Here is a 23,715-nt window from a genome sequence, read left to right as displayed (position 1 = left end):
CCCCGCCTCGACCTGGGAGCCTCCGATCAGCAGCACCCCCGCCCCGCACGCCCCGCGCCTCTACCGGGCCACCGACCACCGGCTGGCCGCCGGGGTGGCCGCGGGCATCGCCGAGCACCTGGGCATCCCGGTGCTGCGGGTACGGATGGCGTTCATGGTGCTGCTCGGGCTCAGCGGTCTCGGGTTGCTGCTCTACGCCGCCTTCTGGGCGGTGGTCCCGCCCCGGCCCGGCGACACCGCGGTCCCGCCCCGCCGCGACCTCAACCAGCTGCTGCCGTTCGTGGCGATCGGGCTCGGCGTGCTGCTGCTCCAGGTGTTCGCGTTCAACTCGGTGGGCGCGGCCGGCACCGCCGGCTGGCTGGTGGCGATCATCGCGGTCGGCGCGGGCGTCATCTGGCACCAGTCCGCCCCGGAGCGGCGCCGGCAGTGGGGCGATGCGGCGGTGCCCTGGCTGGGCGCGGTGGTGGAGGAGAGCGACCGGCGCGCTTTCGTGCTGCGCTTCGTCGGCGGCGGCGTGCTCGTCGCGGTCGGCATCATCGGCGTGGCCGCCGTCTACTCGCCGGCGCAGAACTTCGACGCGGTGCTCAACGGCGTGATCTTCGCACTGGTCGGGCTGGCCGGCGTGGGTGTGGTCACCGGCCCGGTGCTCTGGCGCACCTGGAACCAGCTCCGCTCCGAGCGGGAGGGCCGCATCCGGGAGCAGGAGCGCGCCGAACTGGCCGCGATGGTGCACGACCAGGTGCTGCACACGCTGGCCCTGATCCAGCGCAACGCCAGCGACGTCAAGACGGTGCAGCGGCTGGCCCGCGGCCAGGAGCGCTCGCTGCGCAACTGGCTCTACAAGCCGACCGCCTCGCCCACCGAGCGCTTCGCGGCCGCTCTGGAGCAGGCCGCCGCCGAGGTGGAGGACACGTTCGCCATCACCGTCGAGGTGGTGGTGGTCGGCGACCGGGAGACCGACGAGCGGGTGGGTGCGATCGTGGCCGCCGCCCGGGAGGCCCTGGTCAACGCGGCCCGGCACGCCGGTGTGCAGACCGTGTCGCTGTACGCCGAGGTGGAGCCGGAGCAGGTGAGCGTGTTCGTCCGGGACCGGGGCAAGGGCTTCGACCCGGATACGGTGGAGAATCACCGGCACGGCGTCCGGGGTTCGATCATCGGGCGGATGAAGCGGCACGGCGGCCGGGCGGAGATCCGGTCCGAGCCGGGGGAAGGGACCGAGGTCCGGCTGATCCTGCCGATCAGCGGCTCCGGCTCCACGGCGGAAAGGGACAGGTGACATGTCCGAGCAGGAACCGGTCGAGGCAACGGCGCCGCGCGGGCCGCTGCGGGTGTTCCTCGTCGACGACCACGCGATGTTCCGGGCCGGCGTCCGTGCCGAGCTGGGCACCCGTGTGGAGGTGGTCGGCGAGGCCAGCTCGGTGGCCGAGGCGGTGACCCGGATCGCGGCCACCGCGCCGGACGTGGTGCTGCTCGACGTGCACATGCCCGACGGCGGCGGTCGCGCGGTGCTGGAGGCGATGCGGCGTACCCACCCGCAGGTGCGGTTCCTGGCGCTGAGCGTCTCCGACGCCGCCGAGGACGTGATCGGCCTGATCCGCGCCGGTGCGCGGGGGTACGTCACGAAGACGATCTCGCCGGAGGAGTTGACCGACGCGATCCGGCGGGTGGCCGACGGCGACGCGGTGTTCAGCCCGCGGCTGGCCGGGTTCGTGCTCGACGCGTTCGCCTCCCGGCCGGACGCGCCGGTGGCCGACCCGGAGCTGGACCAGCTCACCAACCGGGAGCGCGAGGTGCTGCGGCTGCTGGCCCGGGGGTACGCGTACAAGGAGATCGCCAAGGAGCTGTACATCTCGATCAAGACGGTCGAGACGCACGTCTCCAACGTGTTGCGCAAGCTCCAGATGTCGAACCGGTACGAGCTTTCCCGCTGGGCCGCCGACCGCCGGCTGGTCTAGAGATCCCACTCCGCCCGGCGGCGGGGCCTCGGCAGCCTCGTACCCCCGGGTGCCCGTGTCGCCCGCTCGGTTGGCACGGCATCATCCGGACGGACAGAAAACGCGACAGACGGGCGTCCGCCGGAGGGTGTCGAGGCCGGCGCGGTCAACGTCACAGCCTCCCGCGCCGCAGGGACGTCCGTCGACTCGTCTGTGCCCGTCTTGCCTGTTCAGGGTCCTATCGTCCGTACGCTTTGTGATCTTTTCTCAAGTATCGGCAACGTGGCGAGCAACTAACGGCTTGATAACGGCACCTTCACGGAAAGGGCCGGTTGGTGTCACAGTGGCAGCACCTCACCCCCCGGTGTGAGGCATCTTGTCGGGCCTGCCGACCACGTGACGCCGTGTTCAACGCCGCCGCGTGGCCGACGGCCCTGCGCGATGTCTCGTCCAGGGTGTGGCGCCCGGCGGATCGGTCCCCCTGGGGTGTCCCGAATTCCTCTGCGGTAAACCGGCGTCCTGCGGTTCGGGTCGCCGGTGGTGTCACCCCCAAGACGTGCGTGAAACCCACGACGGAACCAGGTTAAGAAAGAGGAGGCCCCTCGGAATGAGAGTCTCGAAGCGGGCGAGCGGCGCGCTCGCGGTGGGCGCGGCATTCGCGCTCGTCGCGTCCGGCTGCTCCAGCGGGAACAACGACGGTGGCGACGCCGGCGCCAGCAGCGACGGCGCGATCGTCATCGACGGCACCCAGCCGGAGAACCCCCTGGTTCCGGCGAACACCACCGAGACCGGTGGTGGCGCGATCATCGACTGGATGTGGAGCGGTCTGGTCGAGTACCCCAACAATGGTGGGGCGCCGCAGAACCTGCTCGCCGAGTCGATCGACACGACCGACTCGAAGGTCTTCAAGATCAAGATCAAGCAGAACACCAAGTTCCACGACGGCACCACCGTCAAGGCCGAGAGCTTCGTCAAGGCCTGGAACTGGGCGGCCTACGGCCCGAACGGCGCGCAGAACGCCTCCTTCTTCTCCGACATCCAGGGCTTCGACGAGGTCTACACCGAGGACCCGGACGGCCCGGAGGGCCCGCAGAAGGCCCCGGAGCCGAAGGCCAAGGAGATGTCCGGCCTGAAGGTCGTCGACGACTGGAACTTCGAGGTCACGCTCGCCGCGCCGACCTCCGTGTTCCCGACCAAGCTCGGCTACAGCGCCTTCGTGCCGCTGCCGGACGCGTTCTTCTCGTCCACCCCGGCGGACTTCGGCAAGAAGCCGATCGGTAACGGCCCGGTCAAGCTCGTCTCCTGGCAGGACGACGTCGAGATCAAGCTGACCCGCTTCGACGACTACAGCCTGCGCGACAAGATGAAGATCAAGGACGTCACCGTCAAGATCTACCAGGACGACACGGCGGCGTACAACGACCTGCTCGCCGGCAACCTGGACTTCCAGCAGCAGGTTCCGGTCTCCGCGCTGGCCGGCGAGAAGTGGAAGACCGACCTGGGCGAGCGGGCTCTGTCCTCGACCACCCCGTCGACCGGCATCATCGCCTTCCCGATCTACGACAAGCGCTTCGAGAACCCGAAGCTGCGCAAGGCGATCTCGCTGTCCATCGACCGGCAGTCGATCACCGACAAGATCTTCTTCGGTACCCGCAAGCCGGCCGACAGCTGGGCCAACCCGCTGACCCCGGGCGCCGAGCCGGGCAACTGCACCGCCTGCAAGTTCGACGTGGCCCAGGCCAAGCAGCTGTACGCCGAGTCCGGTGGCTTCCAGGGCAAGCTGACCCTGTCGTACAACGCGGACGCCAGCCACAAGGAGTGGATGGAGGCCGTCGCCCAGCAGATCAAGACCAACCTGGGCATCGACGCGGTCGCCGTCGGCGTGCCGACCTTCGCGGTCTTCCGCGCCAACATCAACGCCTACAAGATGACCGGCGCCTACCGGGCCGGCTGGCAGCAGGACTACCCGGACGTCGAGAACTGGATCAACCCGCTCTACGTCACCGGCGGTTCCTCGAACGACGGCAAGTACAGCAACCCGCAGGTGGACGCCCTCGCCAAGGAGGCCACCGCGGCCCCCAGCCTCGAGGAGGCCCACAAGAAGTTCGCTGAGGCCGTCAAGCTGATCGACCAGGACGTCCCCTCCATGCCGATCTACTTCGGTGGCCAGCAGTCCGGCCACTCGGAGAAGATCAAGAAGGTGGAGCTGACCAACGTCGGCGAGCTCGACATCACCTCGGTCGAGCTCTGATCCGAACGGTCTGACCCCGGGTCGGGCTCGCCTACCGGTGAGCCCGACCCGGGGCCGTTCCGCGAGGGGGTGTACAACGAACCCCTCGCATGTTGTCGTCGCCGCGCCGGCTCACCCGGCGCTCCCTGTCTGGAGGACCACCCCATGGGCCGTTATCTCTTGAGACGGCTGCTGCAACTCGTGCCGGTGTTCATCGGCACGACGTTCCTGATCTACTGGCTCGTCTGGTCAGTGCCCGGTGACCCCTTCGCCGGCAAGTGCGGCGATCGCGGTTGCCCGCCCAACTACCGGGCCATGATGACCGAGAAGTACAACCTCGACGAGTCGATCTGGGTGCAGTACGCCAGCTACATGAAGAACCTCTTGCAGGGGGACTTCGGTATCACGTTCGGCGGTCGCGAGATCAGCGACATCATCGCCACGTCGTACCCGAACACCCTGAAGCTGGCGGTGGTCGCCCTCGCGATCGAGGCCGTGATCGGTCTCGGTGCGGGCATCCTCACCGGTCTGCGGCGCAACGGCTTTCTGGACAACCTGGTCCTGGTCTCCACGCTCTTCCTGATCGCCCTGCCGGTCTTCGTCATCGGCTTCGTGCTGCAGTGGCTGCTGGGCGTCAAGTGGGGCATCATCACCCCGACCGTCTCCAACGAGATGCGGTTCAGCGAGCTGATCGTGCCCGGCTTCGTGCTCGGCAGCGTGTCGATGGCGTACGTGGCGCGGGTCGCGCGGACGAGTATCGCCGAGAACCGGCGTGCCGACTACGTCCGCACCGCGATCGCGAAGGGCCTGCCGATGCGTCGCGTGGTCGGCGTGCACCTGCTGCGCAACTCGCTCATCCCGGTGGTCACCCTGCTCGGCACCGACCTCGGCGCCCTGATGGGTGGCGCGATCGTGACCGAGGGCATCTTCGGCATCAACGGCATCGGCCGCCAGGTGCTCCGCTCGATCGTGACGAAGGAGAGCGCTACCGTTGTCGGCATCGTGGTGGTGCTGGTTCTCGTCTATCTCATCATGAACCTGGTGGTCGACCTGCTCTACGCCGCCCTCGACCCGAGGATCCGCTATGAGTGACCGCCGCAGCGAACGAATCGTCCCAGCAGTCTGCGCGGGTAACCACGCTCGCGCCGAGCGCAGCGAGGTGCGGGCATGAGTGACCCGAATACCGCGTCGATCGTGACGACGCCGCCCGCGACCATGCCCACCGAGGCCGGGTCGGGCGCACCCACAAACGCCGGCCTCCCGGAGAGCGCCAAGCAGCAGAAGCCCCGCGGCCTGCTCGGCGACGCCTGGATCGACCTGCGCCGCAAGCCGCTGTTCTGGATCTCGGCGACGTTCATCCTGATCTTCATCGTGATGGCCGCCTTCCCGTCGCTGTTCACCTCCGGCGACGCGGTCAACGGCACGCTGGAGCGCAGCCGGGTCGAGCCGTCGTCGGCCGCCTGGTTCGGCTACGACGTGCAGGGCCGCGACGTCTACTCGCGGGTCATCTACGGCGCCCGCGCCTCGATCGTGGTCGCGGTGGTCTCCACCATCCTGACGCTGCTGGTCGGCGGCACGATGGGCATCATCGCCGGCTACCGCGGCGGCTGGGTGGACGCGCTGCTCTCCCGCATCGCGGACATCTTCTTCGGCCTGCCGTTCGTGCTCGGCGCGATCGTCATCCTGACCACGTTCAACGGGTCCGGCACCGACAACGGTGAGTGGACGATCATGGGCCTGGTGATCATGTCCCTGAGCGTGCTGAGCTGGCCGGTCGTGATGCGGCTGATGCGGTCCTCGGTGCTGGCCACCAAGGAGGCCGACTACATCGTCGCGGCCCGCGCCCTGGGCGCCGGCACCGGCCGGATCATCCTCAAGCACCTGCTGCCGAACTGCCTGGCCCCGCTGCTGGTCTACGGCACGATCATGGTCGGCTCGTTCATCGGCGCCGAGGCCACGCTCTCCTTCCTCGGCATCGGCCTGAAGAACCCGGTGGTCTCCTGGGGCATCATGATCAGCGAGGCGCAGAACTACATCCGGGTCTCGCCGTACCTGCTGTTCTTCCCCGCCGCGTTCCTCGTCACCGCAGTGCTGAGCTTCGTCATGCTCGGCGAGGCGGTCCGCGAGGCCCTCGACCCGAAGCTCCGATAGGGGAACTGAGTTGTCCGACATTCTCGTGTCCGAGCAGTCCGCGCCGGGCGCCGACGGATCCGGCCGCTCCTCGGGCCGCCTGCTCGAGGTCGACGACCTGAGGGTCGAGTTCCGCACCCGGGACGGCGTCGCCAAGGTCATCAACGGAGTCACGTACCACGTCGACGCGGGGGAGACCCTCGCCGTGCTCGGCGAATCCGGCTCCGGTAAGAGCGTCACCGCGCAGACCATCATGGGCATCCTGGACACCCCGCCCGGGTTCGTCACCGGTGGGCAGGTCCGCTTCCACGGCAAGGACATGCTCACCATGTCCCCCGAGCAGCGGCGGCGGATCCGGGGCGAGGGCATCGCCATGATTTTCCAGGACTCGCTCTCGGCCCTCAACCCGGTTTTCACAGTCGGCTTCCAGATCGCCGAGCAGTTCCGCATCCGGCGCGGCATGAGCCGCTCGGACGCCAAGAAGCGCGCGATCGAGATGCTCGACCAGGTGAAGATCCCCAACGCCAAGGGCCGGTTCAGCAACTACCCGCACCAGTTCTCCGGCGGTATGCGGCAGCGCGCGATGATCGCCATGTCGCTGGCGCTGGACCCCGAGGTGCTGATCGCCGACGAGCCGACCACCGCGCTGGACGTGACGGTGCAGGCCCAGATCATGGACCTGCTCGGCGAACTCCAGCGGGAACGGCAGATGGGCATGATCCTGATCACCCACGACCTCGGCGTGGTCGCCGACGTCGCGGACCGGATCGCGGTCATGTACGCCGGGCGGATCGTCGAGGAAGCCGACGTCTACGACCTGTACCGCAAGCCGGCACACCCGTACACGCTCGGCCTGCTCAACTCGATCCCGCGGATGGACGAGAAGGGGCAGGAGCTCCGCACCATCAAGGGCCTCCCGCCGAACCTGATGAACATCCCGCCGGGCTGTGCGTTCAACCCGCGCTGCCCGATGGCGCAGCCGGTGTGCCTGGAGAAGGTCCCGCCGCTGCTGCAACTGGGCAACGGCCGGGCCAGCGCCTGCCACTTCGCGGAGGAACTGGTGAACCGTGACTGAGAACATCATCGAGGTTCGTGACCTGGTCAAGCACTACCCCGTGACCCGGGGCGTGGTGTTCAAGAAGACCATCGGCCACGTCAAGGCCGTCGACGGCGTCTCGTTCGAGCTGAAGGCCGGCGAGACGCTCGGCGTGGTCGGCGAGTCCGGCTGCGGCAAGTCGACGCTGGCCCGGGTGCTGATGAACCTGGAGAGGCCGACCGCCGGTCAGGTGCTCTACAAGGGCCAGGACATCTCCAAGCTCTCCGGTGGCGCGCTGCGGCGGCTGCGCCGGCAGATCCAGCTGGTCATGCAGGACCCGTACACCTCGCTGAACCCCCGGATGACGGTGGGTGACCTGATCGGCGAGCCGTTCGAGATCCACCCCGACGTGGCTCCGCGCGGCAGCCGGCGCACCAAGGTCAAGGAGCTGCTCGACCTGGTCGGCCTCAACCCGGAGCACATCAACCGGTACCCGCACCAGTTCTCCGGCGGCCAGCGGCAGCGCATCGGCATCGCCCGGGCGCTGGCGCTGCGGCCCGAGGTGATCGTCTGCGACGAGCCGGTGTCGGCCCTGGACGTCTCGATCCAGGCCCAGGTGATGAACCTGCTGGAGAAGCTCCAGGCCGAGTTCGGGCTGTCGTACGTCTTCATCGCCCACGACCTGTCCGTGGTGCGGCACCTCTCCGACCGGGTAGCCGTGATGTACCTGGGTAAGATGGTGGAGATCGGCACCGAGGACGAGATCTACGAGCGGCCGACCCACCCGTACACCCAGGCGCTGCTGTCGGCGGTGCCGGTGCCGGACCCGACCTTGCGGGAGAGCAAGGCGATCATCCGGCTCCAGGGCGATGTGCCCTCGCCGGTCAGCCCGCCCTCGGGCTGCCGGTTCCGCACCCGGTGCTGGAAGGCGCAGGACGTCTGCGCCCAGGAGGTGCCGCTGCTCCAGATCCGGCCGGGCTCGGACCACCCGAGCGCCTGCCACTTCGCGGAGAAGCGGGAGATCGTCGCCACCCACGAGGTGGCCTGATCCGTTCCGGACCGCCTGCCGGCGTCAGCTCGACGTCGGCAGGCGGTTCGTCGTATCCGGGGGCGTGTCGCCACGTCACAGCGGGCCGCGGCCGGCGCGCAGCAGCAGCAGCGCGAGCTGGGTGCCGTCGGCGCCGAGTTCGGACCGGAACCGCTCCAGGATCTCCCGCTCGCGGGAGAGCACCAGCCGGGTGCCGCCGGACGCCATCCGGGTCGCGCCGACCTCCTGGGAGAGCGCCGCCCGCTCCTGCCAGAGCGCGATGAGGGTGCGGTCGATCTCGTCGATCCGCCGCCGGATCTCGCCGATCCGCTCGGCCGCCGCCGCGTCGTCGGTGCCGGTCCGGGCCGCCGCGGCCCCGGTCGGGTCGCCGCCGGCCGTCAAGTCGTGCCGCGCCAGGCTGCCGCTGGACTCCACCACGTCAGTCATCATCGTCGTCCCTCTCGGGGCTCGGGCCCGGTACCCGGATCCCGGAACGAAAACGCCCCGGGCTCTGGGAGCCCGGGGCGTTTCGCAGGTCTGTGATCAGGCGCGACCTACGGCTGCCGGACTCCCGGTGCCGTAGTAAAAGGAGAAGCGCTGATCGAACACGCTGTCGAGTATGCCGACCATCCGGGCGGGCGCGCAAGGAGACGCACCAACAGGTGAGACGTGACCGTGTGCGCGCAGCGGTGGCGCGGGCGGGGAAGTGTCCGCCCGGCGGCATAGACTCGGGCTGCGATGCATCCTCTCTTCGACATTCCCGCGTCCCCGCCCGCGCCGGAGTCCCGGCCGACCCCGCCGCGCCGTCCCGGGGGCACCGGGTCGGACCCGGTTGCCCTCCTCGACGGCCTGAACGGCCCGCAACGGGACGCGGTGACCCACGCCGGCTCCCCGCTGCTGATCGTGGCCGGCGCCGGGTCCGGCAAGACCCGGGTGCTGACCAACCGGATCGCCTACCTGCTCGCCGCCCGCGACGTGCACCCGGGCGAGATCATCGCGATCACGTTCACCAACAAGGCCGCCGGTGAGATGAAGGAGCGGGTGGCCGCACTGGTCGGCCCGCGCGCCCGGCTCATGTGGGTCTCGACGTTCCACTCCGCCTGCGTACGCATCCTGCGGGCCGAGCACGAACACGCCGGCCTGAAGTCGACGTTCTCGATCTACGACGCGGACGACTCGCGCCGGTTGATGCAGATGGTCGCCCGCGAGCTGGACCTGGACCCGAAGCGCTACCCGGCCCGGGGCCTGGCCGCGCAGGTGTCGAACCTGAAGAACGAGCTGGTCGACCCGGAGGAGTTCGCCGGCCGGGCCAAGGGGCCGAACGAGCGGGCGCTGGCCGAGGCGTACACGCTCTACCAGCGGCGGCTGCGCGAGGCGCACGCGCTGGACTTCGACGACCTGATCATGACGACGGTGCACCTGCTCCAGTCGCGCCCGCACGTGGCGGAGAGCTACCGGCGCCGGTTCCGGCACGTGCTGGTGGACGAGTACCAGGACACCAACCACGCCCAGTACGTGCTGATCAAGGAGCTGGTCTCCGGGACCGAGGGGGTCGCGCCGGCGGAGCTGTGCGTGGTCGGTGACGCCGACCAGTCGATCTACGCGTTCCGCGGTGCGACCATCCGCAACATCCTGGAGTTCGAGCGGGACTTCACCGACGCCCGCACGATCCTACTGGAGCAGAACTACCGCTCCACCCAGACCATCCTCAACGCGGCCAACGCGGTGATCGACCGCAACACCTCCCGGAAGCCGAAGCGGCTGTGGAGCGACGCCGGGTCCGGCGAACAGATCGTCGGGTACGTCGCCGACACCGAGCACGCCGAGGCCGACTGGGTGGCCCGGGAGATCGACCGGCTGGTCGACGACGGCGAGACCCGCCCGGGCGACGTGGCGGTGTTCTACCGCACCAACGCCATGTCCCGGGTGTTCGAGGAGGTGTTCATCCGGGTCGGCCTGCCCTACAAGGTGGTCGGCGGGGTGCGCTTCTACGAGCGCAAGGAGGTGCGCGACGCGCTCGCGTACCTGCGCGCGGTGGTGAACGACGACGACACGGTCAGCCTGCGCCGCATCCTCAACACCCCGCGCCGGGGCATCGGCGAGCGGGCGGAGGCGTGCGTGGAGGCGCTGGCCGCCCGGGACCGCGTCTCCTTCGGTGCCGCGCTGCGCCGGGCCAAGGACGCACCGGGCATCTCCACCCGGGCCGCGAACGGCATCGCCGAGTTCGTCGCGCTGCTCGACGCGGCCCGGGAACTGGCCGGCACCGGCACGCCGGAGGAGGTGCTGGAGGCGGTGCTGACCCGCTCGGGCTACCTGGCCGAGCTGGAGGAGAGCCTCGACCCGCAGGACGCCGGCCGGGTGGACAACCTCCAGGAGTTGGTGAGCGTCGCCCGGGAGTACACCGAGCGGATCGAGGCGCTCGGCGCCGACGACGAGCGGGCCACGCTCGCCGGTTTCCTGGAGCAGGTGGCGCTCGTCGCCGACGCCGACCAGATCCCTGCGTCACCGGGCTCGGCGCCTGACGGCGCGGAGGCAGACGATGCCGCGCCGCATCAGGGTGTCGTCACGCTGATGACGCTGCACACGGCCAAGGGCCTGGAGTTCCCGGTGGTCTTCCTGACCGGCCTGGAGGACGGCGTCTTCCCGCACCTGCGCTCGCTCGGCGACACCCGCGAGCTGGAGGAGGAGCGGCGGCTGGCGTACGTGGGCATCACCCGGGCCCGCCAGCGCCTCTACCTGTCCCGCGCGGTGACCCGCTCGGCGTGGGGCGCCCCCGCCTACAACCCGCCGTCTCGGTTCCTGGAGGAGCTGCCACCGGAGCTGGTCCGCTGGGAGCGCACCGAGGGGTCGTACACCTCGTGGGGCGGCGGAGGCGGCGGCGTGGGTGGCCGGGCGGACCGGCTCGGCCGCGGCGGCTTCGCCGGCGGCACGCCCAAGGCGACCGAACTGGCGAAGCGGCTGGGCGTGGACGCCAGCCGTCTGGCCACCGCGAGCGAGCTGAAGCAGGCCCCGAAGGTCTCCGTCGGGGACCGGGTCAACCACCAGCGGTACGGCCTGGGCCGGGTGCTGGCGGTGGAGGGGGCCGGGCCGGGTGCCCGGGCCCAGATCGACTTCGGCGACCAGACCATGTGGCTGGTGCTGCGGCACGCCCCGATCGACAAGCTCTGAACGTGGGCGGGCCCGGTCCGGCTCGTTGCCGGGCCGGGCCCTCCTCCTGTCGTGGCGTTGTAGATTCTCGTCGACCTTGTCGTCGGGCGCGTGGCTGACCTGGGTGTGACGGTTGTTTTCTCAACGGTTTGTCGGCCGGTTCTTCTCACCGACTTGTCGTTTCTTGATGCCCTTGGGTGGCGGAGGCGTTACCCGTAGCGCTGGTGTGCACGTGGTTTTGGTAGCGGTGCCGTGACGCCAAAGGAATCTCGGTGGCGAGATGAGAGGCGAAGTCGTAGCCTCGGCCTCGTCAGCGCTCAGTCGGGGAGGTCGACATGGCATGCATGGTCGTCAGCGAGGTAGCTGCCATCGCGGCGATGCGGGAGTCGACCGCGCGTTGATCCGCTGCCACTAGCTTCGAGTGGCTGTCGCCGGGCTCCTGGAGTCTGGCGGGACGTTCGGCTCCTCGCGTCGTTGCGGTTCGTCTGGCCGTGGATCGGTTCCGCGTTGCCAGTTGCTGGCGCCCGTTGTTCGGCGCCATGTTCACCGCTTACTGCGCTGATTTGAGGAGAATTTCGTGGATTCCGTATCCTCCTTCGAGCCGCTGCCGGCGGCCGAAGGCGGCCCCAGCCGCGCTGTTCGCGTGGGGAACACCGTGCGTCGTCCGGTCCGGCCGTGGACCGGCACTGTGCATGCTCTGCTGCGCCATTTGGAACAGGTCGGATTCTCAGGCTGTCCGCGGGTGGTCGGCGACGGCGTCGACGCCGACGGCAACGAGGTGCTGACCTGGATCGAGGGCAGCTTCGTGCACCCTTACGCCTGGTCGGACGAGGGCGTGTGGCGGGCCGGTGCTTTGCTGCGCGATCTGCACCATGCCACGGCCAGTTTCGAGCCGCCGCCGGATGCGGTCTGGCAGCCGTGGTGGATGCACCGTCCCGGTGAGGGCTCGCTGATCGGGCACTGCGATGCCGGGCCGTGGCACGTCGCCATCGTCGATGGTCGTCCGGCGGCGTTGATCGATTGGGAGCTGGCCGGGCCAGTCGACGCGCTCGACGAGGTTGCCGTGGCCGGGTGGTGGAACGCCCAATTGCACGGCGATGACGTGGCCGAACGCAACGACCTGCCGGACGCCGCCACGCGGGCGCGACACCTGCGGCTGTTCCTGGACGGCTATGAACTGCCGGTAGCTGCTCGGGACGGGTTTGTCGGGCGGATGATCGAGCTGGCGATTCGGGACTGCGCCGCTGAGGCGGCCCGTGCCGGGATCACGCCGGACTCGACCGATCCGGCACCGTTGTGGGCGCTGGCCTGGCGGGCCCGCGCCGCTGATTGGATGATCCAGCACCGCAACCTGCTCGAACACGCCATCGGCGTGTAGAGCGGGTTTCGTCAAACGTGGGCCGTCGGCGTACGCGTCGGCGGCCCACGGTCATGCCGGGATCGCTCGCTGGATGCGGTGCCGATTGTAGGGGCCGACTTTGGGTCGGGCGTTGGTTGGCACCGGCATAGCGGCGCAGTAGTTCGCGGACGGCTGGCTGGTCGAGATCGTCGAGCAGGCTTTGGCCGCGTGGGGTTGGGGTTGGGGTCATGGGCGCGTAGCGGTGCGGTGCGCGTAGGAGTGGCTGGGCGCCGATGTCGGCTTCGAGGCGTTGCAGTTGCAGGTTGAGGTTCTGGGTGTGCAGGCCGAGCGCTGCTGCCGCGCTGTTCATGCTGGGGTAGGTCGGCATCTGCTGGAGCGGTGCAGGCGTTGCCATCCAATGCGTTGGCCTTCGACCGCGCGGCGGACGTCGCGGGGCAGGCCGGGGTGGTTGAGGCAGGTGACGGTGTGGCCGTTCCCGCACCGGCAGACCACCGGCAACGTCGTCAACAACCACATGATCAAGCGACGAGTCGACCACAGCGTCGGTACCCGACCGGAACGCCACCGCGACATCTCGTGCCTCAAGCTTCCCATGGGACGATCCGTGGTCAACTCATTTGAGGATGGGACATCTCTTTCGAGAACCTACAGACGCGGTCAGCAGGCCACGTCGACGCCCCGGGCGCGCAGGAACGGCGCCGGGTCGATCTGGTTCCACATCGCGCCCTGGTGCACCTCGAAGTGCAGGTGCGGGCCGGTGGAGTCGCCGGTGGAGCCTTCGTACCCGATGACCTGATCGGCCTTGACCGTGTCGCCGACGCCGACGGCGAGCCGGCTCTGGTGGGCGTAGTGGGTCAGGTAGCCGTTGTGGTGGTCGATGAAGACCGAGATGCCGTAGCCGTCGCCCACGTCACCGGCCTTGACCACGGTGCCCGCCGCGGCGGCGTGGATCGGCGTGCCGGCCGGCATGGCGAAGTCGATGCCGGCGTGCTGGGTGCCCCAGCGGGGCCCGTAGCAGGACGTGATGTCGGCGCCCTTCATCGGGATGACCCACGTCGGCTTCTTCGCCACTGGCTTCTTCGTCGGCTTGGGCTTGGGCTTGGCCGTCGCTGTCTTCTTCGGTGCCGGGGTGGTGGCGCTCGGGCTCGGCGACGGGCTGGCCGGTACGGCGGACGGGGTGACCGGTTCGCGGGCCGAACGGTCGGCGCGGGCGGCGTCGTCGGCGCGGGCCGCGACGCCGAGGTCGACGGCGGCAGGCTTCGGGTCGGACGGGACGGTGGTGGCGACCACGCCACCGATGCCGAGGCCGAGCACTGCTACCGCGCCGGTGACCAGGTAGACGGTGCGCCGGGCGCGGCGCGGACGCCGGTGCCGGGCGGGAGCGTTGTCCGGGGTGGGGCTGCTGTGCTGCACGGGGTCCTTCATCGGTTTCGAGGGGCACGTGACCTCGAAATACTGGTGTCGGTGCAGGTCGCAGCGGGTATCGGGGGGTGGCGGCGGTGGCCCGCGTCGCTGCCACGCGTCCCGTTTGCGACAGGTCGGCCGGTTCGGCCGAAGAGATGATCATTCGTCGATGTGTTCCCGCCCACATCCGCAGGTGTGACGTGGCATACATCGGCGCAGACGAAACCGCCCGGACCGTGCGGTCCGGGCGGTGATGGGGCGGTACGGAGCGTCAGGACGCGGCTACGTCGCTGTAAACTGCCTCGACTTCGAGCTGAATGTCCACTCCGCGATCCCTGAGGAACGCCACCGGGTCCTCCGGCTGACCCTTGACATGGATCTCCAGGTGCAGGTGGGAGCCGTAGGAGTGCCCGGTGTTGCCGACCAGGCCGAGCTGGTCGCCGGCCTTCACCTCCTGGCCCTCCTTGACCGTCACCGCGGAGGAGTGGCCGTAGATGGCCTCGCTGCCGTCGGAGTGCTTGACGATGACGGCGTAGCCGTAGCCGCCGAACCAGCCGGCCTTGGTGACGGTGCCGGCGTGGACCGCCTTGTAGGGCGTGCCCTCCGGGGCGACCAGGTCGATGCCGGTGTGCAGCTTGCCCCAGCGCATGCCGTAGGGGGACTTGAAGTCGTAGCCGTGCAGCGGCAGGAGCCACGGATCCTGCTCGGCGGCCTCGCTGTCGGAGCGGTCGGCGCGGGACGGGCGCTCCGCGCTGTCGGCCCGGGCGGCGGCGTCCTGGCTGGCGACCGAGGCCTGCCGGAGCTCGTCGAGGACCGACGGGTTGACGCTCTTGGCGTCGGGGAGGGCGTTCGCGCCGATGGCGACGATGCCGGCGCCGACGAACGCGGTGGTGACCACCGCGGCGTAGCGGCTCCGCGGGGGGGTGGGTACGCGGCGACGGCCGCGATAGCGATCGGGCTCAGACGACAGGCGCTGACGCACGCACACCCTCCGTTGTCGGGGATCCGATGCGACTCCGGACCGTTCGGTGAAGCTCGTTCGAACCTCCGGTGTCGCGTCGTCACCCGTCCGTGGACCTGATGACAACCGTGGACACGTTAGCCAACCGCCACTCCTGTCACAAGCCGAAGCGCCGAAATGCCGATTCGTTATGTCCAATTCCATCCGACCTTGTCATATCTCGTGCCGCCGGTCGGATGGCCTGTCGACCGCCCGTTCGTCGCGGACAGTGACCGAACGGCGGAGGTGTCCGGCTTTCCGCGTACCCGGGTGGGCGGTAGGGGGTGGCGCATATGTGGGATGATCCGGCCCGGCTTCCCGCCTCCCGCCCGGCCGGGTTACCGTTCGTTAAGGTCAGCAGTGCCGGTGAAAGGTGTGCGCAGATGAGCTCTCGTATCCGGGTCGTCGTCGCGAAGCCCGGCCTGGACGGCCACGACCGGGGCGCGAAGGTGGTCGCCCGCGCCCTGCGTGACGCGGGCATGGAGGTCATCTACACCGGCCTGCACCAGACGCCGGAGCAGATCGTCGAGACCGCGATCCAGGAGGACGCGGACGCGGTCGGCCTCTCGGTGCTCTCCGGCGCGCACATGACGCTGTTCAAGCGCGTCGTCGAACTTCTCACCGAGCGCGACGCCACCGACATCGTGGTGTTCGGCGGCGGCATCATCCCCGAGGCCGACATCCCGGAGCTGGAGCGGCTCGGCGTCGCGAAGATCTTCACCCCGGGCGCCACCACCGGGTCCATCGTCGAGTGGGTGCGGGAGAACGTAGCCCAGCCGGTCGGCTGACCGGCTCGGATCCCGGCCCCCGCGGGCCCGGCCACCGCATTTGCGGCTCCGGGCACGGGGGAGGGGCCGGACGCACCCCTCACACGCCCGGCCCCTCTATGCACGATGCCCCGCCGCCACCCCTCGACCGACAGGGCATCGGCCGCTCCCGTCGTCGCGCTTGACCAGCGCGCCGACATCACACTCAACGACGCCCCCGACGGGCGGTTACGCCCCGGCCCGGACATCCCCCGGACGGCTGACGCCCGGCGCGGCCGGGACCGCCCGGCCGCCCCGGCCTGTGCATTACCGCACACCCCGCACCCGCTCGGTTGCCGCCGGTTCCCATCTCGTTAGGCTGCGGCAAATGGCCTGTCTCTTCTGATGACAGGCGTCAAACTGATTTTCCGAAGCTGGTGGCGGCGCGACGGCGCGCCGCGGAGACGGGACGGGACGCGCAATCGTGGACCTGTACGAGTACCAGGGGCGGGACCTGTTCGAGCGGCACGGCTTGCCCGTGCTCGCCGGCGGCGTCGCCACTACCCCGGAGGAGGCCCGCGCGATCGCCGAACGCCTCGGCGGCCGGGTGGTCGTCAAGGCGCAGGTGAAGGTCGGTGGCCGCGGCAAGGCCGGCGGCGTGAAGCTGGCCGAGGGCGCGGAGGAGACGGTGGCCCGGGCCACCGACATCCTCGGCATGGACATCAAGGGTCACACCGTCCACAAGGTCATGATCACCGTGACCGCGGACGTGGCCGAGGAGTACTACTTCTCGTATCTGCTCGACCGGGCGAACCGCACCTTCCTCTGCATCGCCAGCGTGGCCGGCGGCATGGACATCGAGCAGGTCGCGGCCGAGACCCCGGAGCGGGTCGTGAAGGCGCCGATCGACGCCAACACCGGCGTGGACGAGGCCAAGGCGCGCGAGATCGTCACCGCGGCCGGCTTCCCGGCCGAGATCGCCGACCAGGTGGTCGAGGTGGCGGTCAAGCTGTGGCAGGCGTTCGTGGCCGAGGACGCCACGCTCGTCGAGGTGAACCCGCTGGCCACCACCAAGGACGGCAAGCTGCTGCTCCTGGACGCCAAGGTGACCCTGGACGAGAACGCCGGGTTCCGGCACCCGGACCACGAGGCCCTGGTCGACCAGGCGTCGGTGGACCCGCTGGAGCAGGCCGCGAAGGCCAAGGACCTCAACTACGTCAAGCTCGACGGCGAGGTCGGCATCATCGGCAACGGCGCGGGCCTGGTCATGTCCACGCTCGACGTGGTCGCGTACGCGGGCGAGCGGCACGGCGGCGTCAAGCCGGCCAACTTCCTCGACATCGGCGGCGGCGCGAGCGCCGAGGTGATGGCGAACGGGCTGGAGATCGTCCTGTCCGATCCGTCGGTCAAGAGCGTCTTCGTCAACGTCTTCGGCGGCATCACCGCCTGCGACGCGGTCGCCAACGGCATCGTGCAGGCGCTGGCGCTGCTGGAGCAGCGCGGCGAGAAGGCCACCAAGCCGCTCGTCGTCCGCCTCGACGGCAACAACGCCGAGGCCGGTCGGGCGATCCTCGACGGCGCGGCCAACCCGCTGATCCAGCGGGTCGACACCATGGACGGCGCGGCCGAGCGGGCCGCCGAGCTGGCAGCTGCGGGGGTCTGACAATGGCTATCTGGCTGACCAAGGACTCCAAGGTCATCGTGCAGGGGATGACCGGTTCCGAGGGTTCGAAGCACACCCGGCGGATGCTCGCCGCCGGCACCAACGTGGTCGGCGGCGTCAACCCGCGCAAGGCCGGCACCACTGTCGACTTCGACGGCACCGAGCTGCCCGTCTTCGCCTCCGTCGCGGACGCGATGAAGGACACCGGCGCGGACGTCACTGTCATCTTCGTACCGCCGCAGTTCACCAAGGCCGCCGTGGTCGAGGCGATCGACGCCGGCATCGACCTGGCCGTGGTGATCACCGAGGGCGTGCCGGTGCACGACACCGCCGCGTTCTGGGCGTACAACCGGGCCCAGGGCGAGCGCACCCGGATCATCGGCCCGAACTGCCCGGGCATCGCCTCGCCGGGCGCGTCGAACGCCGGCATCATCCCGGCCGACATCACCGGCTCCGGCCGCATCGGCCTGGTCAGCAAGAGCGGCACGCTGACCTACCAGATGATGTACGAGCTGCGCGACATCGGCTTCTCCACCTGCGTCGGCATCGGCGGTGACCCGATCATCGGCACCACCCACATCGACGCCCTGGCCGCCTTCGAGGCGGACCCGGAGACCGACGCGATCGTCATGATCGGTGAGATCGGTGGCGACGCCGAGGAGCGGGCGGCCGAGTTCATCAAGGCCAACGTCACCAAGCCGGTGGTCGGCTACATCGCCGGCTTCACCGCCCCGCCCGGCAAGACCATGGGCCACGCCGGCGCGATCATCTCGGGCTCGGCGGGCACCGCCGACGCCAAGAAGGCGGCGCTGGAGGCGGTGGGCGTCAAGGTCGGCAAGACCCCGACCGAGACCGCCAACCTGATGCGGGAGATCATGTCCGGCCGCTGAGCGGCCGTACGACGCGCCGAGAGGGCCGACCGGGGAACCGGCCGGCCCTCTCGCGTTCAGCGATACCAGTACGGGTAGTACGAGTTGCCCCGCGCGCTCACGATGGCGCTGGCGACGATGTTGATCACACCGAACGCGATGCCCAGCCAGCCGAGCAGTTGCGACCTGCCGTTGCGCCGCGCGTCGCGGATCGACAGCGCGCCGAAGACGATGCCCAGGATGCCGCAGCAGAACAGGCCGAAGACGATGCCGAGGACGCCCCAGAGGGTGGTCCGGTCCCGGCCGACGGCCGGTGGCGGCGGGGGCGGCGGAAACGGAGCGTGCACGGCTTCCTCCGAGCGGTCGGCGCCGCGACGGGAACTGTCGCGTCTGAGGCCGAGGCTAGACCGGAACACCACCACGGGACCGGGGATCGGCGAACTCACCACGCTGCCGACGCGGTATCGGACTGCCGTCCTTCTCGCGGCGTGCCAGAGTAGACACGATGTCACGCGTCACCCCTGACCAGCCCCGCCGTCCGGCCACCGGTCCCCCCGCCGGCGCCCGGCCGGCCGGCCGTGCCCGCCCGGCCGCGCGGGTGCCCGCCCCCCGATCGGGTGAGGAGCGCCGCAGCCGGGCCCCGCTGCCGGTCGCGGCGGGGGTGGCTGCACTCTGGGCGGCGCTGACCTCCTGGCTGCCGGTCTCCGCGGTGCTGGGCCTGGCCCAGCTCAGCGAGGACGCCGGATCGTTCGGCGGCGCGTTGCGCGCCGGCCTGGCCGGCTGGCTGCTCGGGCACGGGGTGCCGTTGCAGACCACCGCCGGGCCGCTCGGCCTGGCGCCGCTCGCGCTCAGTGCGCTCGCCGTCTGGCGGCTCACCCGCGCCGGGGTGCACGTCAGCCGGGCCGTCGGCGCGCGCGGGGCCGGCTCACCCCGCCAGGCGCTCACCGTCGCAGTCGCGGTCGGCATCGGGTACGCGCTGCTCGGCGCGCTCGCCGCGTTCGCTGTCGACGCGGGCGGCCTGCGTGTCTCCCCGGTCACCGCCGCGCTCGTGTTCGCCGCGTTCGGCGTACCGGCCGCTCTGGTCGGCGCCCTGCGCACCACAGGCGTGTGGGCGCTGCTGGCCGCACGCTGCCCGCCGCCGGTGCGCGACGGTCTGCGTACCGGACTGGTCGCGGCGCTGCTGCTGTGCGGCGCGGGCGCCGGCGCGGCCGGGCTGGCGGTGGCCACCGGTGGCGGCGACGCGGCCGACATGATCGGGGCCTACCAGACCGGGGTGGCCGGCCAGGCGGGCATCACCCTGGTCAGCCTCGCCTACGCGCCGAATGCGGCCGCCTGGTCGGCGAGTTACCTGCTCGGCCCCGGGTTCGCGGTCGGCACCGACACCGCCGTCCGCACGAGCGAGGTCTCCGTCGGCGCGCTGCCGGCCGTACCGTTGCTGGCCGGTCTGCCGCGTGGCCCGATGGACGGGCTCGGTGGCGCGCTGCTGGCCGTGCCGGTGCTGGCCGCGATGGCGGCCGGCTGGCTCCTGGCCCGGCGGCTGCTGCGTGCCGCGGCGGAGGAACGCGCCGAGGTGGGCTGGCCGGCGCTGCTGGTGCCGGCCGTGCTCGCGGGACCGGTCGCCGGCGCGCTGCTGGGGCTGTTCGCGGCGGCCTCCGGCGGGTCGCTCGGCGGTGGCCGGCTGGCCGAGATCGGCCCGTCGCCGTGGGCGGTGGCCGCGGTGGCCACGCTGGTGATCGGCGTGGGGACGGTGCTGGGTGCCGCCGCCACCCGGACGCTGACCCGCCCGGCGCGCCGCACGCCCCCGCCCCGCTGACCGGGACGCGCGAGGGGCGCCCGGCGGTCGCCGGACGCCCCTCGTCGTACGACGGTCAGGAACCGAAGTTGTTCATGTTGATCGCGGCGCCGGCGATGGCGCTGATGATGCCGACGACCACACCGACGGCACCGCAGATCAGGGCGGCCCTCGCCTGGCCGGCGTTGCTGGCCTCACCGGACTGGACCTTCTTCTGACCCAGCACGCCGAGGATCACGGCCGCGATACCGGCCGGGACACCCAGCAGCGGGCAGCACAGGCCGAGCACGATCGACGTGATGCCGACGATCATGCCGATCAGGCCCATCGTGTTGTTCTGCCCCTGCCCCGGCCCCGGGCCGCCCGGGTAGCCGGCGGCCGGGTACTGCGGCGCGGCGCCGTACGGCTGCTGCTGCGCGTACGGGTCCTGACCGTAGGCGGGCTGACCCGAGGTGGGCTGGCCGTACGGCTGGCCCGAGGTCGGCTGCTGTCCGTACTGCGGCTGCTGTCCGTACTGCGGGGCCTGCGGCGGCTGCGCGTACGGGTCGTTCGGCTGGGCGGTCGGGTCCTGGTTCGGCTGCTGGCCGTACGGGTCCTGTCCGGGGTAACCGGGCTGCATGTCAGGTGCTCCTCAGGTCGGTTCTGTTCGTCAGTCAGTTCGTGCCGCTGTCGCCGGCGAGACCAGCCAGGCCGCCGAGGAGGCAACATCCCACCACGATGACGGCGATCCAGACCAGGCCGACGATGAGGGCCCACTTGGACCACTTCTTCGACTCGGCGGCGGCGGCCTGCGCGCCGGCGTAGTCACCCTGCTGGATCAGCGGGTTGACCTTCGACGCGTTGATGATGGCCGGGATCGCGAGCGGCCAGAACAGGAAGATCGCGACGATGGACATCGTCATGTTGTTGTCGATCTGCGGTGGCTGCTGCGGGGGGTATCCGGGCTGCATGGCGGTACTCCTCGGTCCGACGGCACGCGGCGTGCCGGTTTCATCGTGGGGTGCGGGCCAGGCGCGAGGCCGGACACCGGGCGACCGGCAGCGTACCGCGACCACGCCATCCGAGAGGTCACCTGACGAGCCGCCGCCCCGCGGCCGGACGGCCTGACCTGCCCGATAGGGTTGCCCGGTGACCGAGCCCGCGTCCGTCGCCCGCCTCGTCGTCCTCGTCTCCGGTTCCGGCAGCAACCTCCAGGCGCTGCTGGACGCCACCGCCGACCCCGGGTACGGCGCCCGCGTGGTCGCCGTCGGCGCCGACCGGGACGGGATCGCCGGCCTGGACCGGGCCGCCGCCGCGGGTGTGCCGTCCTTCGTCGAGCGCGTCAAGGACCACCCCACCCGCGCCGACTGGGACAAGGCGCTCACCGATCGGGTCGCCGAGCACCGGCCCGACCTGGTCATCAGCGCCGGGTTCCTCAAGCTGGTCGGGCCGGAGTTCCTGGCCGCGTTCGGCGACCGCTACCTCAACACGCACAACACGCTCCTGCCGGCGTTCCCCGGCATCCACGGCCCCCGCGACGCGCTGGCGTACGGCGTCAAGCTCACCGGGGCCACCCTGTTCTTCGTCGACGCCGGCATGGACACCGGCCCGATCGTGGCCCAGGTCGCGGTGCCGGTGCGCGACGACGACGACGAGGACACGCTCACCGAGCGCATCAAGTCCGCCGAGCGGCGCCAGCTCGTCGAGCAGGTCGGCCGCCTGGTCCGTGAAGGTTGGACGATCACCGGCAGAAAGGTCACCATCCCGTGAACGCCACTGAGGACACCGGCCGCCGCCCGATCCGGCGCGCGCTGGTCAGCGTCTACGACAAGGCCGGCCTGGTCGAGCTGGCCCGTGCCCTGCACGAGGCCGGCGTGGAGATCGTGTCGACCGGGAGCACCGCGTCGACGATCTCCGGCGCCGGGGTGCCGGTGACGCCGGTCGAGCAGGTCACCGGCTTCCCGGAGATCCTCGACGGCCGGGTCAAGACGCTGCACCCGAAGATCCACGGCGGCCTCCTCGCCGACCTGCGCAAGGACGAGCACGCCGGGCAGCTCGACGAGCACGGCATCGCCGGCATCGACCTGCTGGTCTCCAACCTCTACCCGTTCCAGGCCACAGTCGCCTCCGGCGCCGGCACCGACGAGTGCGTGGAGCAGATCGACATCGGCGGTCCGGCGATGGTGCGGGCCGCGGCGAAGAACCACGCCTCGGTGGCGGTGGTGACCGACCCGGCCGCGTACCCGGCGGTGGTGGCCGCGCTCGCCGAGGGCGGCTTCACAGCCGCCCGGCGCCGGGCGCTCGCCGCCCGCGCGTTCGCCGACATCGCCGACTACGACGTCGCGGTGGCCGACTGGTTCGCCACCACCGTCTCGCCGGCGCAGGACGGCTGGCCGGAGTTCGCCGGGCTGGCGCTGCGCCGCCAGGCGGTGCTGCGGTACGGCGAGAACCCGCACCAGGCGGCGGCGCTCTACACCGACCCGGGTGCGCCGGCCGGGCTGGCCCAGGCCGAGCAGTTGCACGGCAAGGAGATGTCCTACAACAACTACGTCGACGCGGACGCCGCCTGGCGGGCCGCGAACGACTTCCCGGACCAGCCGGCGGTGGCGATCATCAAGCACGCCAACCCGTGCGGCATCGCGGTGGGCGCGGACGTGGCCGAGGCGCACCGCAAGGCGCACGCCTGCGACCCGGTCTCCGCGTTCGGCGGCGTGATCGCGGTGAACCGTCCGGTCGACGCGGCGATGGCCGGGCAGGTCGCGGAGATCTTCACCGAGGTGCTGGTGGCGCCCGGCTTCGACGAGGACGCGCTGGAACTGCTGCGCGCCAGGAAGAACCTCCGGCTGCTGCGGGCACCCGTGTCCGCCGTCCGTCCGGCCGAGTGGCGGCAGGTCAGCGGCGGCGTGCTGGTGCAGACGCGGGACGCCGTCGACGCGCCCGGCGACGACCCGTCCGGCTGGACGCTCGCCACCGGCGACCCGGCCGACGCAGCGACCCTGCGGGACCTGGCGTTCGCCTGGCGGGCGGTGCGCGCGGTCAAGAGCAACGCGATCCTGCTGGCCCGTGACGGCGCCACCGTCGGCGTCGGCATGGGCCAGGTCAACCGGGTGGACTCGGCGCGGCTGGCGGTCAGCCGGGCCGGTGACGAGCGGGCCCGCGGCTCGGTCTGCGCCTCGGACGCGTTCTTCCCGTTCGCCGACGGTCCGCAGATCCTCATCGACGCCGGGGTGCGGGCGATCGTCCAGCCGGGCGGCTCGATCCGGGACGAGGAGACCATCGCGGCCTGCAAGGCGACCGGCGTCACCATGTACCTCACCGGCACTCGGCACTTCTTCCACTGACGGGTCCGGCCGGCCCGTCCGGGTGTGTCGGCAGTCCCTACGGCGGACGCACCCGGA

21 protein-coding genes are annotated in these 23,715 nt (G+C 70.8%); 15 read left to right on the top strand and 6 right to left on the bottom strand.

Annotation, left to right across the window (positions count from 1 at the left end; all coding sequences use genetic code 11):
* Positions 1–25: 25 nt before the first annotated feature.
* The 7 genes from GA0070215_RS01215 to GA0070215_RS01185 all read left to right on the top strand — a co-directional run bounded on the left by GA0070215_RS01215 (position 26) and on the right by GA0070215_RS01185 (position 8,378).
* The gene (locus GA0070215_RS01215; protein ID WP_026267700.1) at positions 26–1,276 is read left to right on the top strand and encodes an ATP-binding protein; all 1,251 of its coding nucleotides are present in this window, start codon (positions 26–28) and stop codon (positions 1,274–1,276) included.
* 1 nt (position 1,277) lies between these two features.
* Entirely contained in the window at positions 1,278–1,955 is a 678-nt protein-coding gene (locus GA0070215_RS01210; RefSeq protein ID WP_091041022.1) for a response regulator, read from the top strand.
* Positions 1,956–2,541: 586 nt separating this feature from the next.
* Entirely contained in the window at positions 2,542–4,185 is a 1,644-nt protein-coding gene (locus GA0070215_RS01205) for a peptide ABC transporter substrate-binding protein (protein ID WP_091041019.1), read from the top strand.
* A 144-nt stretch (positions 4,186–4,329) separates the two neighbouring features.
* The gene (locus GA0070215_RS01200; RefSeq protein ID WP_018784650.1) at positions 4,330–5,256 is read left to right on the top strand and encodes an ABC transporter permease; all 927 of its coding nucleotides are present in this window, start codon (positions 4,330–4,332) and stop codon (positions 5,254–5,256) included.
* 75 nt (positions 5,257–5,331) lie between these two features.
* The gene (locus GA0070215_RS01195; protein ID WP_026267701.1) at positions 5,332–6,315 is read left to right on the top strand and encodes an ABC transporter permease; all 984 of its coding nucleotides are present in this window, start codon (positions 5,332–5,334) and stop codon (positions 6,313–6,315) included.
* Between the two features lie 25 nt (positions 6,316–6,340).
* Complete coding sequence (locus GA0070215_RS01190) at positions 6,341–7,369, top strand: ABC transporter ATP-binding protein (RefSeq protein ID WP_018784652.1); 1,029 nt, start codon at positions 6,341–6,343, stop codon at positions 7,367–7,369.
* Complete coding sequence (locus GA0070215_RS01185) at positions 7,362–8,378, top strand: ABC transporter ATP-binding protein (RefSeq protein WP_018784653.1); 1,017 nt, start codon at positions 7,362–7,364, stop codon at positions 8,376–8,378. Before GA0070215_RS01190 ends, GA0070215_RS01185 begins: the two co-directional genes overlap by 8 nt.
* Before the next feature lie 75 nt (positions 8,379–8,453).
* On the opposite strand, the gene GA0070215_RS01180 is transcribed toward GA0070215_RS01185, so the two are convergent.
* Positions 8,454–8,807 carry a chorismate mutase gene (locus tag GA0070215_RS01180; RefSeq protein WP_091041016.1) on the bottom strand — a complete coding sequence of 118 codons (354 nt, stop codon included), beginning with the start codon at positions 8,805–8,807 and terminating at the stop codon, positions 8,454–8,456.
* Between the two features lie 288 nt (positions 8,808–9,095).
* Here GA0070215_RS01180 and pcrA point away from each other — a divergent pair, with 288 nt between their 5' ends.
* Entirely contained in the window at positions 9,096–11,525 is a 2,430-nt protein-coding gene (gene pcrA / locus GA0070215_RS01175; RefSeq protein WP_091041013.1) for a DNA helicase PcrA, read from the top strand.
* 556 nt (positions 11,526–12,081) lie between these two features.
* The gene (locus tag GA0070215_RS01170) at positions 12,082–12,882 is read left to right on the top strand and encodes an aminoglycoside phosphotransferase/kinase family protein (RefSeq protein WP_141708146.1); all 801 of its coding nucleotides are present in this window, start codon (positions 12,082–12,084) and stop codon (positions 12,880–12,882) included.
* Between the two features lie 639 nt (positions 12,883–13,521).
* Here the strand turns inward: GA0070215_RS01170 and GA0070215_RS01165 are convergent.
* Both GA0070215_RS01165 and GA0070215_RS01160 read right to left on the bottom strand, forming a co-directional pair.
* The gene (locus GA0070215_RS01165) at positions 13,522–14,289 is read right to left on the bottom strand and encodes a M23 family metallopeptidase (RefSeq protein WP_018784657.1); all 768 of its coding nucleotides are present in this window, start codon (positions 14,287–14,289) and stop codon (positions 13,522–13,524) included.
* Positions 14,290–14,539: 250 nt separating this feature from the next.
* The gene (locus tag GA0070215_RS01160; RefSeq protein ID WP_026267704.1) at positions 14,540–15,250 is read right to left on the bottom strand and encodes a M23 family metallopeptidase; all 711 of its coding nucleotides are present in this window, start codon (positions 15,248–15,250) and stop codon (positions 14,540–14,542) included.
* Between the two features lie 401 nt (positions 15,251–15,651).
* Here GA0070215_RS01160 and icmB point away from each other — a divergent pair, with 401 nt between their 5' ends.
* The 3 genes from icmB (at position 15,652) to sucD (ending at position 18,567) form a co-directional block, all read left to right on the top strand.
* Entirely contained in the window at positions 15,652–16,056 is a 405-nt protein-coding gene (gene icmB, locus GA0070215_RS01155; RefSeq protein ID WP_013288515.1) for a coenzyme B12-dependent isobutyryl CoA mutase small subunit, read from the top strand.
* A gap of 442 nt (positions 16,057–16,498) precedes the next feature.
* The gene (gene sucC, locus GA0070215_RS01150) at positions 16,499–17,677 is read left to right on the top strand and encodes an ADP-forming succinate--CoA ligase subunit beta (RefSeq protein WP_013288514.1); all 1,179 of its coding nucleotides are present in this window, start codon (positions 16,499–16,501) and stop codon (positions 17,675–17,677) included.
* A 2-nt stretch (positions 17,678–17,679) separates the two neighbouring features.
* Entirely contained in the window at positions 17,680–18,567 is an 888-nt protein-coding gene (sucD, locus tag GA0070215_RS01145) for a succinate--CoA ligase subunit alpha (protein WP_018784660.1), read from the top strand.
* A 56-nt stretch (positions 18,568–18,623) separates the two neighbouring features.
* Here the strand turns inward: sucD and GA0070215_RS01140 are convergent, their stop codons facing one another.
* Positions 18,624–18,893 carry a hypothetical protein gene (locus tag GA0070215_RS01140; protein WP_018784661.1) on the bottom strand — a complete coding sequence of 90 codons (270 nt, stop codon included), beginning with the start codon at positions 18,891–18,893 and terminating at the stop codon, positions 18,624–18,626.
* A 158-nt stretch (positions 18,894–19,051) separates the two neighbouring features.
* Between GA0070215_RS01140 and GA0070215_RS01135 the strand changes: the two genes are divergently transcribed.
* The gene (locus tag GA0070215_RS01135) at positions 19,052–20,359 is read left to right on the top strand and encodes a cell division protein PerM (protein WP_091041007.1); all 1,308 of its coding nucleotides are present in this window, start codon (positions 19,052–19,054) and stop codon (positions 20,357–20,359) included.
* Between the two features lie 55 nt (positions 20,360–20,414).
* Here GA0070215_RS01135 and GA0070215_RS01130 read toward each other — a convergent pair whose 3' ends face one another.
* Both GA0070215_RS01130 and GA0070215_RS01125 read right to left on the bottom strand, forming a co-directional pair.
* Positions 20,415–20,957, bottom strand: a complete 543-nt coding sequence (locus tag GA0070215_RS01130; RefSeq protein WP_091041004.1) for a DUF4190 domain-containing protein — start codon at positions 20,955–20,957, stop codon at positions 20,415–20,417.
* Positions 20,958–20,991: 34 nt separating this feature from the next.
* The gene (locus tag GA0070215_RS01125) at positions 20,992–21,288 is read right to left on the bottom strand and encodes a CD225/dispanin family protein (protein WP_018784664.1); all 297 of its coding nucleotides are present in this window, start codon (positions 21,286–21,288) and stop codon (positions 20,992–20,994) included.
* A gap of 178 nt (positions 21,289–21,466) precedes the next feature.
* Here GA0070215_RS01125 and purN point away from each other — a divergent pair, with 178 nt between their 5' ends.
* Positions 21,467–22,087 (top strand): phosphoribosylglycinamide formyltransferase, encoded by a 621-nt coding sequence (purN, locus tag GA0070215_RS01120; RefSeq protein WP_091041000.1) that lies wholly within the window; start codon positions 21,467–21,469, stop codon positions 22,085–22,087.
* Positions 22,084–23,658, top strand: a complete 1,575-nt coding sequence (purH, locus tag GA0070215_RS01115; RefSeq protein ID WP_091040997.1) for a bifunctional phosphoribosylaminoimidazolecarboxamide formyltransferase/IMP cyclohydrolase — start codon at positions 22,084–22,086, stop codon at positions 23,656–23,658. Before purN ends, purH begins: the two co-directional genes overlap by 4 nt.
* The last annotated feature ends 57 nt before the right edge of the window (positions 23,659–23,715 follow it).

It is taken from the genome of Micromonospora marina, assembly GCF_900091565.1.
GTDB lineage: Bacteria > Actinomycetota > Actinomycetes > Mycobacteriales > Micromonosporaceae > Micromonospora > Micromonospora marina.
Note: the sequence above shows the minus strand (reverse complement) of the source record. Positions and strands in the feature narration are given on the sequence as shown.